The organism is Streptomyces longisporus (genome assembly GCF_039532765.1).
Classification (GTDB): Bacteria; Actinomycetota; Actinomycetes; order Streptomycetales; family Streptomycetaceae; genus Streptomyces; species Streptomyces longisporus.
On record NZ_BAAASG010000001.1, the window covers coordinates 14,547 to 26,863 of the forward strand.

The following is a 12,317-nucleotide window of genomic DNA, read 5'->3' on the forward strand; positions in this document are numbered from 1 at the left end:
GCAACCGTGTTGGGGGCAACCCTCACGATGGCCTAACCGTTCGCGGTGGGGCCGTTCGGAAAATCCTGCCGACGTGCTCGCGGTCTACCTACGGCTGGCTGAACCGCCCTTGAAACAGACGGGCAACGCCGTCTACGAGCGCCTGACGGGAAAATTCGGTGGCGCCGGAATGTGGGCGACTCTAGGATGAGGTTCGCTTCACGCGGTGGCCGTTGGCCGTCGCTGTCGGCTGAGTGAGAAACGGGAGGTGTGACTGATGGCTGTCTCTGTGATGGGTGCTGCCCGCAACCAGAAGTTCATCCACTCCACCTCCGTGGTCTCCGGCTGATCTTTCCTGTCTTCTTTCGCGCCTGTGAGTGCGCGCGGCCGGGGCCGCCCTGTGAAGGGTTCCCCTTGAATCTCTCTTCTCTTTCTGCTTCTTCCGCTTCGTCGCACCCTCTGGCCAGCTACGGCTGGGACGAAGGATGGGAAGCGGAGTTCGCTCCGTATGCCGAGCAGGGTCTCCTGCCCGGACGTGTCGTGCGTGTCGACCGCGGCCAGTGCGACGTTGTCACCCCCGTCGGCACGGTCCGTGCCGACACCGAGTTCGTCGTTCCCCGTGACCCGATGAAGGTCGTGTGCACGGGGGACTGGGTCGCCGTCGACCCCGAAGGCAGCGACCCGCGGTACGTGCGGACGCTGCTGCCGCGCCGTACCGCGTTCGTGCGGTCGACGTCGTCGAAGCGGTCCGAGGGCCAGGTGCTGGCCACTAACATCGATCACGTCGTCATCTGTGTGTCGCTCGCGGTCGACCTCGATCTTGGGCGGATCGAGCGGTTCCTGGCGCTTGCCATGTCCGGCTCGGGCGGTGAGGCGCCGCTGCATACGTCGGCACTCTCCTGGGAGTCTGGCGCGCAGCCACTGGTCGTGCTCACCAAGGCCGATCTGGTGCCGGACGCGGTGACGCGTGCGCATCTCGTCCAGGACGTCGAGTTGTCGGCGCCGGGCGTGACGGTGCTGACGGTCAGTGCCGTGGAGGGGGACGGGCTCGACGTTCTCGTCGGCCTCGTCTCCGGCGGTACCTCCGTGCTGCTCGGGCAGTCCGGTGCGGGCAAGTCGACCCTCGCCAACGCGCTGCTGGGCGAGGACGTGATGGAGGTGCAGGCCGCGCGGGACGTCGACGGCAAGGGGCGTCATACGACGACCACCCGCAACCTGCTCGCCCTGCCCGGCGGGGGTGTCCTCATCGACACACCGGGGCTCAGGGGCGTCGGCCTCTGGGACGCCGAGAGCGGGGTCGGACAGGTCTTCTCCGAGATCGAGGAACTGGCCGAGCGGTGCCGCTTCCACGACTGCGCGCATGATGCGGAGCCGGGGTGTGCGGTGCGGGAGGCTGTCGAGAGCGGGGAGTTGCCGCACCGGCGGCTGGAGAGTTACCGCAAGCTGATGCGGGAGAACCAGTGGATCGTGGCCAAGACCGATGCGCGGGTCCGTGCGGAGCTTCGGCGGGAGTGGAAGCGGAGGGGGGCCGCGGGGCGGGCGGCCATGGAGCTCAAGCGGGGGCGGCGGTAAAGGTGCCGGGGGCGGCGGCGCTGTCTGGGGGCTGCCGCCCCCAGGCCCCCGCTTCGGCCCTTAAGGGGCCTCGTCCTCAAACGCCGGACGGGCTGAGATGGCTGAGGTGGCCTTGTGTGTGCACGCCGGGCGGGCTGGGATGGCTGAGGCGGCCTTGTGTGTGCACGCCGGGCGGGCTGGGATGGCTGAGGCGGCCTTGTGTGTGCACGCCGGGCTGAGATGGCTGAGGTGGCCCTGGGTGTGCACGCCGGGCTGAGATGGCTGAGGTGGCCTCGTGTGTGCACGCCGGGCGGGCTGCGGTGGCTGAGGTGGCCTTGTGTGTGCACGCCGGGTGGGCTGGGAGGGCCGGCCGGGGTGCACAACGGGCAGTTCAGCTTCGCGTCCGATTTCCGCTAGCCCACTCGCCCCGTCCGGACGAGACTGGACGGCGTGATGGACGAAGACAGCAGGTACGAGGCCGTGCGGAGCCGGGATGCGCGGTTCGACGGGGAGTTCTTCTTCGCCGTCGCGACGACCGGGATCTACTGTCGGCCCAGCTGCCCCGCCGTGACGCCGAAGCGGCGCAACGTCCGGTTCTTCGCGACGGCCGCCGCCGCGCAGGGCTCGGGGTTCCGGGCCTGCCGGCGGTGTCGGCCGGATGCCGTGCCGGGGTCGGCCGAGTGGAATGTGCGGGCCGATGTGGTGGGGCGGGCCATGCGGCTCATCGGGGACGGGGTCGTGGACCGGGAGGGGGTCACCGGGCTTGCCGAGCGGCTCGGGTACAGCGCGCGGCAGGTGCAGCGGCAGCTGACCGGTGAGCTCGGGGCCGGGCCCGTCGCTCTTGCCCGGGCCCAGCGGGCGCACACCGCGCGGGTGCTGGTGCAGACGACGGAGCTGCCGATCACGGAGATCGCGTTCGCGTCCGGGTTCGCCAGTGTCCGGCAGTTCAACGACACGATCCGGGACGTGTACGCCTCGACGCCGAGCGAGCTGCGGGCGGCCGCTCCCAGGACCGGTCGGCGGGCGGCCACCCCGACCGCGGGGATTCCGCTGCGGCTCGCCCACCGGGGGCCGTACCAGGCCGGTGCCGTCTTCGATCTGCTCGCGGGTGAGGCCGTGGCTGGGGTCGAGGAGGTGCGTGGGGCGCGTGGGCGGCGGACCTATCGGCGTACCCTCCGGCTTCCGCACGGGACCGGCATCGTAGCCGTCGACGAGCGGGCGGGGGCCGCCAGGTCCGCGTCCGGCGCCCATCCCGGTGGCTGGCTGGACGCCCGGCTGCATCTCACCGATCCCCGTGATCTGACCACCGCCGTGGGGCGGCTGCGGCGGCTCTTCGACCTCGACGCCGATCCGTACGCCGTGGACGAGCGGCTCGGCGGTGACGACCGGCTCGCACCACTGGTCGCCGCCCGGCCGGGGCTGCGGTCGCCGGGGGCCGCCGATCCCGAGGAGCTGGCGGTGCGCGCGCTGGTCGGGCGGGCGGAGGCCGAGCGGCTCGTACGGCAGTACGGGAAGGCGCTCGACGCGCCGTGCGGCAGCCTCACCCGGCTGTTTCCCGAGCCCGCCGTCCTCGCGGAGGCCGAACCGGACGGCACCCTGGGTGCGCTCACCGCCGCCCTCGCCGACGGCGCCGTACACCTGGATCCCGGGGTCGACCGCGACGAGGCCGAGGCCGCGCTGCTCGCCGTGCCCGGCATGGACGCCGGTACGGTCGCCGTGATCCGCACCCGGGCGCTCGGCGATCCCGACGTCGCCCCGCCCGGCCCCGGCGTTCCCGACAGCTGGCGCCCCTGGCGCTCGTATGCCCTGCAACACCTGCGCGTAGCGAGAAAGTGGGACCGATCCTGATGAGTGTTCTCTGGAGCCGCTTCGACAGTCCCGTCGGGCCCCTCCTCCTCACCGCCGACCCGGACGGTGCTCTGACCTCCGTGTCCGTGCCCGGACAGAAGAAGGGGCGTGAGGTACAGGCCGGTTGGCGGCTCGAGCCCGGCGCCTTCCGTGCTGCCGAGGAGCAGTTGGCGGCCTACTTCGCCGGTGAACTGAAGGAGTTCCGGCTGGAGTTCAGCACCGCCGGGAGCGAGTTCAGGGAGCGGGTGTGGGCCGCTCTCGACAGCGTTCCCTACGGGGCGACCACCAGCTACGGCGAGATCGCCGCGCGGATCGGTGCCTCACGGGCTGCCGTACGGGCCGTGGGCGGCGCGATCGGCGCCAATCCGCTGCTGATCGTGCGGCCGTGCCACCGGGTGATCGGAGCGGACGGTTCGCTGACCGGGTACGCGGGCGGCCTTGCACGCAAGGTGCAGCTGCTGACGCTGGAAGGTGTCCTGCAGCCTCCCGCGACCGGGCCGGCCCTCTAGTCCTCCAGGCCCCAGCTGTGGATCCGGCGCGGGTGGATGCGGATCAGCTCCTCGCTGAAGTGCGGGCCCAACTCGTGCGGTCCCGTGAGGAGTTCGGCCTCGCCCCGGATGTCGACGCCTCGTACCTTCCACGGGCGCAGGCTCACGATGTCGTCGACGACCAGGGCGACCTTGGGGTTCCGCCGGAGGTTGCGCCACTTCTTGGTGCGGCCCAAGGCATGGCCGCCGACCAGGATGGTGCCGTCGTCCTGGGGGAAGAAGCCGACCGGGTTGGCCTGCGGCTGCCCGTCCGGGTCGACGGTGGCCAGCCGCCCCAGGCGCTGCGACTTCAGATACGCGCGTTCCGCCTCGCTGAATTCGGTCATGGGAGCAGCGAAGCACGCCCGGCCCGCGCCGCGCATCGGAACCTCGGCCTAGTCCCGTGGCCCTACGTCAGCCCCAGATCACCGCGCCCAGCCAGGCCCCCGTGATCAGCAGACAGGTGAACAGCTCCGCCAGCACGCTGGAGCCGCCCGAGCGCATCGCGGTGCGCAAGGCCGCCTTCGCCTCGCCGTGGCGGCCGAGGCGAAGGCGTTCGTACAGGTAGATACCGCCGATGAAGCCGGGGATCGTGCCGAGCACGGGGATGAGGACGAAGCCCAGGAGCGCGCCCGCCCCCGCGTAGACCCCCATCCGGGGCGTGGCGCCGCTCTCGCGCAGCCGTCTGGGGGGCAGTGCCCAGCGGACCACCTGGGAGAGGAACATCGCGAGGGTCGCGCCCACCAGGATCCACCAGGACACCGGCTCCGTGGACTTCAGCGCCCACCACAGGACCGCGGCCCACACGAGCCACGATCCGGGCACCCCGGGCACCAGCACTCCGCACAGGCCGAGCAGGAGGACCAGTCCGACCAGCAGGAGGTCCCACACTCCCATCTCACCAGAGTGCCGGAGGGACGGAGGAGACGCAGGTCAGCGGTCCGGACCCCGGTCCCACCGGCCACTCTTTCCGCACCGCCGTTCGACGGCTCACCCCTGATGGCCGCCTCGCGCTGAGTACTGTGCCGGTTTTTCCTGATGCCCCGTTTTCATACCGCCCATGCGGTGGACAATTAGGGGCATGAGCCAGCAGGGGGGAAGTCCCACCGGTGAGGACGACTGGTGGGGGCAGCTGTACGACGACTCCACCGAGGACACGGGTCCCGCAGCCGCGCCCGACACCCTGGACGACCGGTTCGCCTCGGTGGCCGGGGCCATGGGCGCCGAGGCCGGGGCGGACGGCGTGGACGAGGGGTCCGGCCGACGGAGGGCGCCCTGGGACCTCCCGCCCCCGCCCGGCGGCCGTACCTCCACGGAAACACCCGGCACGACGGTGCCCGAGTCGCGCATGCCCGCCGAGGCGAACAGCCCGGGTGGCGCGGCGGACGCGAACCCCGTCCGGGACGGCTCGCCCGCCGCTGCCGTGACCCCGGCGGGCCCGGATGCGGCGGACAACCCTGCGCCGCAGGTCGCCGACGGAACAGTCCCGCACACCGCCCGCCATCGCGCCGCCACCGAGCAGCCCCTCCCGCAGCCGGCCCCCGCACCCGCCCGTACCGCCACCCACTTCGACCTCCCCACCCTCCCCCCGGCCTCCCTCGACTACGTCGGCTCGGGCCCGCCCACCTACGACGCCGAACCCACCGCCCTCCCGCCCGCCGACCCCGACGACCTCGACGACCTGGTCGCGGACACCGTGCTGGACGGCGCGCGCTACGGCGCCTGCACCCTCCGTGCCGTCTCCGTCCGCGGCGACTCCGCCCGCTACCGGGGCGAGCCGCGCCGCGACTCCCTGCTCACCGCACGCTTCGGCACCGGGGAGCACGCCCTGGTCCTGGTGGCGATGGCCACCGGCGCCCGCGCCACACCGGGAGCGCACCGGGCGGCCGCCGAGGCCTGCCACTGGATCGGCCGGGCCGTCGGCCGCAGTCACGCCCGGCTCGCGGAGGACATAAGGGCCGCCCGCCGCGGCGACCTCAAGTCGGGCCTGCACCGCCTCACCGACCGCAGCCTCGGCAAACTCCGCGCCAGCGCCGCCGAGCAGGGCATCGAGCCCGAGGAGTACGCGGCCGCCCTGCGCTGTCTGCTCCTGCCCGCCGACCCCCAGTGCCGTACGCGCGTCTTCTTCGGGGTGGGCGCCGGCGGACTGTTCCGACTGCGCGACGGCGACTGGCAGGACATCGAGCCGCGGGTCGGCGAGGTCACCGGCGAGCCCGTCGTCGGCTTCGGCTCGCTGCCCGCGGAGACCCCCGAGGGCGACCGGCTCACCATGGACCTGGGGATCCCGACCCCGCCGAGCCCGTACGAACCCGCCCCCGAGCCGCCCCGCGAGCCCTTCCGGTTCCGTGCCTCCGTCGCCCGCCCGGGGGACACGCTCCTGATGTGCAGCGGCGGCCTCGCGGAGCCGTTGCGCGGCGAACCCGATCTGTGCCGGTATCTGACGACCCGGTGGTCCGGGCCCACCCCGCCGGGCCTCGCCGCGTTCCTCGCCGACACCCAGGTCAGGGTCAAGGGGTACGCGGACGACCGTACGGCTGCCGCCGTTTGGGAGGCGTGACGGCCCGGCGTACTTCCTGACCTGGTGCAGCACGAGCTCCCTTGACTAACTGCCGACCGGCACCCACTGCCGTACGCCGTGGCCGTTCGTGCCGTACCAGTAGCGGGGCAGGCCCTTGATGCTGCTGGTGCGGAAGGGGCGGCCGTGGTCGTCGATGCGGACCGTGCCGGTGCGGCCCTGGGAGGACCAGTCGAGTTCGAGGTACCAGGAGCAGTCGTACGTCTGGGTCGTCGCGGTGACCAGCAGCACCTCCGGGTCCTGGGCGGAGACGCGGTAGGGGAACTGCACGGCGGGGGCGGGGTCTCCTCGGTCGTCGGCGCCCGAGACCGTGCGGGCGATGGGGCGGTTGATGTCGAGGTTCACGTCGAAGTAGCGCGGGCCGAGGCCGCCGCCGCAGCCCTGCGCCATGTCGTACGTGGTGCCCTTGAGCGGGGTGCCGCGGCTGACGACGCGGACCCGGAGGGCCTCCAGGACCACGGCCGTGGACGACTTCCCCTGCACCGAGATCTGCACCATCGTCTGCCGCCCGTGCACCGCCCCCTGCGTCGCCGCCCAGGCCGCGGCGTCCTGGGGCACCGGCGGCGGGGGCACCTGGTCCGGCTGTTTGTCGATGACGTAGTCGTGTGCACAACCCCCGTCCCAGATCTGCGAGTCGGCGCTCCAGGCGAGGGGCACCCCGGTGGACGCGGGCGCTCCGCTCTTCCCGCCGGCCGTCGCCCCCTCCTTCGAGGTGGGGTCGGCGGAAGCCGCTACGACGCCTGCCGACGGTGAGGCCGGGGAGCCGGTGGGGGAGGGGCCGGTCGCCGTGGCCGAGGGGCGGCGGGACCCGGGGGGCCCGGAGGTACGGGACTGTCCCGGGGCCTTGGCCGAATCGCCCGGCGAGCGGTCGGCCGACAGGGCGGAGAGGCTGCCGAACGTGACGAGCAGTACGGTCCCCACGGCGGTCCCGAGGAGGGCGCGTCGGCGTCGGAACCAGGCAGGCGCCGGCGGGCGCACCGGCTCCTCCGCACGCGACCGCCCCCCAGGGCTCCGGCTCTCCGGCGCCTCCGTCGGCTCTGCGCCGGCCTCCTCACCCGCGGCCCGCGGCCGCTGCCGTGCCGCCACCGCGAGCAGCCACAGCCGGTGCAGTTCGAGCCGCTCCTCGGGTGTCGCCTCGCAGAAGGCCGCGAGCCGTTCCACCGGAGCGAAGTCCTGCGGTACGGCCTCGCCCGCGCAGTACCGGTGGAGCGTGGAGGTGTTCATGGTGAGGCGGCGGGCCAGGGAGCCGTAGCTCCGGTCCGTGCGGTCCTTCAGCTGCCGTAACAGCGCCGCGAACGCCTCGACGTCGTCCCGAGTCTCCACTGTTCCCCCGTCGTCCACCGCATCCCGTATCCCAGGCACTCATATACCTGCACGTCAGATGGGCTGGGATGGTTCCACCGTCGCGGATGGGGCGTCTGCCGTTGCGCCGGCCCGCCGTGACCGCCGATGCTCTTGGTGTCGCACCGACCAGGGCCGGACCGACCATCCGGCGTCGGCGACAACCGACACCCATGCACTCATTCATGGGTCACCCATGCCCGAGCGAGCCAGGGCCGCCCTCCCGTCTCGGGGGTCGGGAGGGCGGCCCACAGCACGGCTCGACCGCTCGAACACTCAGTCACTCGAAACGGGGAACCGAACATGAGCAGCAAGACCCGCACCGTCCTCACCGCCGGCCTTCTCGCCGTGGCCCTCGGCCTCGGCGCCACCGCCCAGGCCTCCGCCGGCGCCGCGCACAGCGTCAGCGGCAAGCCGTCCGACAACATCAGCCGGATCGCCGACTTCTACGGCGCCTACATCGACGCGGTGACCGACGAGGACAGCGGCCACCTCGGGGACGCACTGCGCGCCCACTACCTGACCCCTGCCTTCCAGAAGGAACTGGCGGCCTGGGAGGACCGGGAGCACGCCGACGGCGTCCTGCGCGCCCAGAACGTCCCGCTCGCCTGGAAGGTCACCGACAACGGCAGCACCGCGAACCGCACGGAGGCCGTCGTCACCCTGACGTGGAGCAGGAACTACACCACCAAGCTGGTGGTGGACATGGCCCGCGACAGCCGCAAGATCTTCCACATCGGCGAGAAGGGCGCAACGGCCAAGTAGTCACTCCGGTCGCAGCCGCACCGTGAGGATCTGGAACGGCCGCAGCTCGAAGCTCAAGTCGCTTTCGTGCTGCGGCCGTTCCAGCAGGTCCGTCACCTCGGCCCGGCCCACCGGGAACCCGGGTGTCAGCGTGGCCCGCGCCCGTCCGCCCCGGGACTCGTACAGCCGTACCACCACATCCCCGCTGCGGTCCTCCGCGAGCTTCACCGACTCGACGGTCACGGCCGGGTGGTCGACGCGGACCGGCGGCTCCACGACCGGCGCCTGCGCCACCCGCAGCGGCAGGTTCAGTGCGAGCCCCTCGGCGACCGCGTGCCCGACGTCCGCGCCCGGCAGCAGGGCGTAGGTGAAGCGGTGCCTGCCCAGGTCGGTTTCCGGGTCGGGGCTGTGCGGGGCACGCAGCAGCGTCAGGCGTACGGTCGTGCCGAGGCCGCCCTCGTGCGGGATACGGGTCACATCGTGTCCGTACGTCGAGTCGTTGAGGACCGCCACGCCGTAGCCCTCCTCCGCGACCCGGAGCCAGCGGTGCGCGCAGATCTCGAAGCGGGCCGCGTCCCAGGACGTGTTGGTGTGCGTGGGGCGGTGGATGTGCCCGAACTGGATCTCCGCGGTGGAGCGTTCGGCGTGCACGTCGAGCGGGAAGGCGGCCTTCAGCACCTTCTCGGACTCCTGCCAGTCGACATCCGTGACGACGTCGAGGCGCCGCGCGCCGGCCGCCAGGCGGATCTCCTGGGTGATCCGCGACTTCCCGAAGGTCCGCGTCACCCGTACTGCCGCCGTCAGCGGCCCGTCCTCCACCAGCTCCACCGACTCGACGCCGGCAAGGTCCGTGTGCCGACGCCGGTAGTGCCGGTCGATGTCCCAGGCGTCCCAGGCGTTGGGATGGTCGGGGTGCAACTGGAGGAGGTTGCCGGGGCCGCACAGCACCTCACGGCCGGCGGCGAGATCGCGGACCGAGGAGAGCAGGCCCTGCGCGTCCACGGTGACCCGGAGCCGGGAGTTCTCCAGTACGTACGTGCCCTCATCCTCCTCGGCCCGGACGACCTCGCCCGCCGCGCCGACGACCGGCGCACTGCCCAGCCCGGGCACGGTCACCAGCACGCCCCCGGCGATCTCGGTCCGCTCGTACGGCGAGGCGTTGAGGACCACCGGCCCGCCCGTCCCCAGCGCCGCCACGGCCGCCGCCGTGAGCTCCTCCACTTCCGCCAGCACCCGCGCATACGTGTCCCGTGCCTCCCGGTGCACCCAGGCGATCGAGGACCCGGGCAGGATGTCGTGGAACTGGTGCAGCAGCACCGTCTTCCACAGCCGGTCCAGGGCGTCGTACGGGTAGGCGTACGACGGATCGCGTACGGCCGCCGTGGTGCACCACAACTCGGCCTCCCGCAGGGCGTGTTCCGAGCGACGGTTGCCCTGTTTGGTCTTCGCCTGGGTGGTGTAGGTGGCCCGGTGCAGCTCCAGGTACAGCTCGCCCGACCACACCGGGGCCGCGGGCCCGTACTCCTGCTCGGCGGCCGCGAAGAACGCGGACGGCTTCTCGACCTCGACCCGCGGTGAGCCCTCCAGGGAGCGCAGCCGGCGGGCCTTCTCCAGCATTTCGCGGGTCGGGCCGCCGCCCCCGTCGCCCCAGCCGAACGGCACCAGCGAGCGGGTGGCGCGCCCCTTCTCGGCGAAGTTGCGTTCCGCGCGGGCCAGTTCGCGGCCGTGAAACTGCGAGTTGTAGGTGTCGACTGGCGGGAAGTGCGTGAAGACGCGGGTGCCGTCGATGCCCTCCCACCAGAAGGTGTGATGGGGCATCTTGTTCGACTGGTTCCAGCTGAGTTTCTGGGTGAGGAACCATCGGATTCCGGCCAGTTTTGCGAGCTGCGGGAAGGCCGCGGTGTAGCCGAAGGAGTCCGGCAGCCAGATCTCCTCCGTGTCCACGACCAGTTCTTCGGCGAAGAACCGCTTTCCGTGCACGATCTGCCGTGCCAGCGCCTCACCGCCGGGCATGTTGGCGTCCGACTCCACCCACATCGACCCGACGGGCGCCCAGTTGCCGTCCGCCACCGCCTTCTTGATCCGCTCCCAGATGTGCGGCTGGTGCTCCTTCACCCAGGCGTACTGCTGGGCCTGCGAGCAGGAGAACACCAGCTCGGGGTAGTCGGCGGCGAGTGCGGTGACGTTGGCGAAGGTGCGCGAGGCCTTGCGGACCGTCTCGCGCAGCGGCCACAGCCAGGCCGAGTCGATGTGGGCGTGCCCGGTCGCGGAGATCCGGTGCGCGCTCGCCGAGGCCGGTCGGGACAGTACCTCGGTGAGCGCGGCCCGGGCGGCGGCCGCCGTACCGGAGACGTCGTGCAGATCGAGGGCGTCGAGCATGTCCTCCAGGGCACGCAGGATCTCGTGCCGCCGGGGCCGGTCCATCGGCAGCTCGTGCATCAGTTCCGAAAGCACCTCGACGTCCAGCACCAACTGCCACACGGCTTCGTCGAGTACGGCGAGGTCGGCAGAGCGGAACCGGTAGATGAGCCGATCCCCGGCGGTCAGGACGTCCCCCAGGTGCGTAGGTGCAAAGCCGTGCAGTACGGCCGGATTGGCGGCCGCCTCCAGAAGCAGGTGCACCGGTTCGCCTCCGCTCGCCGGGGAGCCGACGGCGAGGTGACGGTTGCGCGGGTGAATGCCCTTGAGGGGCACGCCCGCGGCGTCGTAGAGCAGTCCCTCGGCCTGGAAACCGGGCCCGTCACCGGTGAACCCGGGGTCGATGACCGCCTCCACGCGGCGCCCGGCCCACTCCTTCGGGACCCGGCCCGTCAACCGGAACCAACTCGTCGACCAGGGCTTTCCCCAGGCCGTTCCGGTGGTGAAGGCCTCGTAGTCGGCCTGCAGCGCCTGGTCCACCGGCACCGGTTCGCCGGGCACATGCCACACGGACAGCACCAGCGGCACGCGCTCCGCGTACTGCGCGGGCCGCACGAACTGTCCCATGGCGCGCTCCAGGCGCGCCTCCACCAGCGTTCGGTCGTCGTGCACGGCGGCTCCCTCGGCGCTCGGACGGCTGTGGTGCCTCGCTCCAAAGGGTCCCTCCGTCCGGCCGGAACCGCAGCATCCGTGGCCGAACACCTGGCCACCCGAGGATGGACATGACTGGCGCGTGCCCAGTGGGGCATGGATCCCGTGAACGTGTTCGACAAGGAGGGGACCGACATCGGCACGCGGGCGGGGGTCATGAAGAGGCAGGCACGAGGGGGCGGTCCCATGGCGATCGGGGCCTTCTCGGCGAAGACGGAGGAAAAGACCGACGGCGACGCGGACCAGGCGCAGCCGTCCCAGATACGGAAGCTGCGGCAGAGACTGGGCCGCGCGGACCTGAAGGCGGTGCCCGAGGCACGCCGGGCACTGCGCGAGCTGCTACGGCAGTGGGGCAGGCCCGGCCGCTCGGACATAGCGGAGCTGCTCACCAGCGAACTCGTCACCAACGCACTCATCCACACCGACCACGACGCGGTGCTGACCGCCACCCTCGGACCCCGTGGTCTGCGGGTGGAGGTGAGGGACTTCGTGGGCCGCAGGCCCAGGCTGCGCGTACCGAACGCCGACGACGGTACGCACGGCAGAGGCCTGGTCCTGGTGCAGTCCCTCGCGGACGCGTGGGGCGTACGGGCGCACGGGGTGGGAAAGGTGGTGTGGTTCGAACTCGACGCCGGAGCGGCATGACACGGGAAGGGGGCGTGACCCGAAGGTCACGCCCCCTT

General features: G+C 72.1%; 10 protein-coding genes. 6 read left to right on the top strand and 4 right to left on the bottom strand.

The genetic code is table 11. From position 1 onward, the window contains the following. Positions 1-393: 393 nt before the first annotated feature. The 3 genes from rsgA to ABD355_RS00055 all read left to right on the top strand — a co-directional run bounded on the left by rsgA (position 394) and on the right by ABD355_RS00055 (position 3,887). Positions 394-1,551: a ribosome small subunit-dependent GTPase A gene (gene rsgA / locus ABD355_RS00045; protein ID WP_344397802.1), complete on the top strand. Its 1,158-nt coding sequence runs from the start codon at positions 394-396 to the stop codon at positions 1,549-1,551. Between the two features lie 432 nt (positions 1,552-1,983). After that, positions 1,984-3,378: a DNA-3-methyladenine glycosylase 2 family protein gene (locus ABD355_RS00050; protein WP_344398118.1), complete on the top strand. Its 1,395-nt coding sequence runs from the start codon at positions 1,984-1,986 to the stop codon at positions 3,376-3,378. Next, entirely contained in the window at positions 3,378-3,887 is a 510-nt protein-coding gene (locus tag ABD355_RS00055) for a methylated-DNA--[protein]-cysteine S-methyltransferase (protein WP_344397804.1), read from the top strand. The genes ABD355_RS00050 and ABD355_RS00055 overlap by 1 nt, the downstream gene beginning before the upstream one ends. Here ABD355_RS00055 and ABD355_RS00060 read toward each other — a convergent pair. Beyond that, positions 3,884-4,252, bottom strand: coding sequence for a PPOX class F420-dependent oxidoreductase (locus tag ABD355_RS00060; protein ID WP_344397806.1), 369 nt, complete (start codon positions 4,250-4,252; stop codon positions 3,884-3,886). The genes ABD355_RS00055 and ABD355_RS00060 overlap by 4 nt on opposite strands. Positions 4,253-4,319: 67 nt before the next feature. Next, positions 4,320-4,802 (bottom strand): DUF456 domain-containing protein, encoded by a 483-nt coding sequence (locus ABD355_RS00065; protein ID WP_344397808.1) that lies wholly within the window; start codon positions 4,800-4,802, stop codon positions 4,320-4,322. A 184-nt stretch (positions 4,803-4,986) separates the two neighbouring features. Between ABD355_RS00065 and ABD355_RS00070 the strand changes: the two genes are divergently transcribed. Further along, positions 4,987-6,462, top strand: coding sequence for a PP2C family serine/threonine-protein phosphatase (locus tag ABD355_RS00070; protein WP_344397810.1), 1,476 nt, complete (start codon positions 4,987-4,989; stop codon positions 6,460-6,462). A gap of 45 nt (positions 6,463-6,507) precedes the next feature. Here the strand turns inward: ABD355_RS00070 and ABD355_RS00075 are convergent, their stop codons facing one another. Then, the gene (locus ABD355_RS00075) at positions 6,508-7,803 is read right to left on the bottom strand and encodes a helix-turn-helix domain-containing protein (RefSeq protein ID WP_344397812.1); all 1,296 of its coding nucleotides are present in this window, start codon (positions 7,801-7,803) and stop codon (positions 6,508-6,510) included. A 321-nt stretch (positions 7,804-8,124) separates the two neighbouring features. On the opposite strand from ABD355_RS00075, the gene ABD355_RS00080 reads away from it, so the two are divergent. Then, a complete protein-coding gene (locus ABD355_RS00080; RefSeq protein ID WP_344397814.1) occupies positions 8,125-8,586 on the top strand; it encodes a hypothetical protein in 462 nt (153 codons plus the stop codon). Here the strand turns inward: ABD355_RS00080 and ABD355_RS00085 are convergent, their stop codons facing one another. Beyond that, positions 8,587-11,595 (bottom strand): alpha-mannosidase, encoded by a 3,009-nt coding sequence (locus ABD355_RS00085; RefSeq protein ID WP_344397816.1) that lies wholly within the window; start codon positions 11,593-11,595, stop codon positions 8,587-8,589. 225 nt (positions 11,596-11,820) lie between these two features. Between ABD355_RS00085 and ABD355_RS00090 the strand changes: the two genes are divergently transcribed. Continuing rightward, a complete protein-coding gene (locus tag ABD355_RS00090) occupies positions 11,821-12,279 on the top strand; it encodes an ATP-binding protein (RefSeq protein WP_344398119.1) in 459 nt (152 codons plus the stop codon). Positions 12,280-12,317: the final 38 nt, after the last annotated feature.

What these genes read in the sequence shown, in the direction of transcription:
- ABD355_RS00050 (WP_344398118.1), top strand. Translation starts at nt 1,984, where the DNA reads ATGGACGAAGACAGCAGGTACGAGGCCGTGCGGAGCCGGGATGCGCGG.
- ABD355_RS00055 (WP_344397804.1), top strand. Translation starts at nt 3,378, where the DNA reads ATGAGTGTTCTCTGGAGCCGCTTCGACAGTCCCGTCGGGCCCCTCCTC.
- ABD355_RS00060 (WP_344397806.1), bottom strand. Translation starts at nt 4,252, where the DNA reads ATGACCGAATTCAGCGAGGCGGAACGCGCGTATCTGAAGTCGCAGCGC.
- ABD355_RS00065 (WP_344397808.1), bottom strand. Translation starts at nt 4,802, where the DNA reads ATGGGAGTGTGGGACCTCCTGCTGGTCGGACTGGTCCTCCTGCTCGGC.
- ABD355_RS00070 (WP_344397810.1), top strand. Translation starts at nt 4,987, where the DNA reads ATGAGCCAGCAGGGGGGAAGTCCCACCGGTGAGGACGACTGGTGGGGG.
- ABD355_RS00080 (WP_344397814.1), top strand. Translation starts at nt 8,125, where the DNA reads ATGAGCAGCAAGACCCGCACCGTCCTCACCGCCGGCCTTCTCGCCGTG.
- ABD355_RS00090 (WP_344398119.1), top strand. Translation starts at nt 11,821, where the DNA reads ATGGCGATCGGGGCCTTCTCGGCGAAGACGGAGGAAAAGACCGACGGC.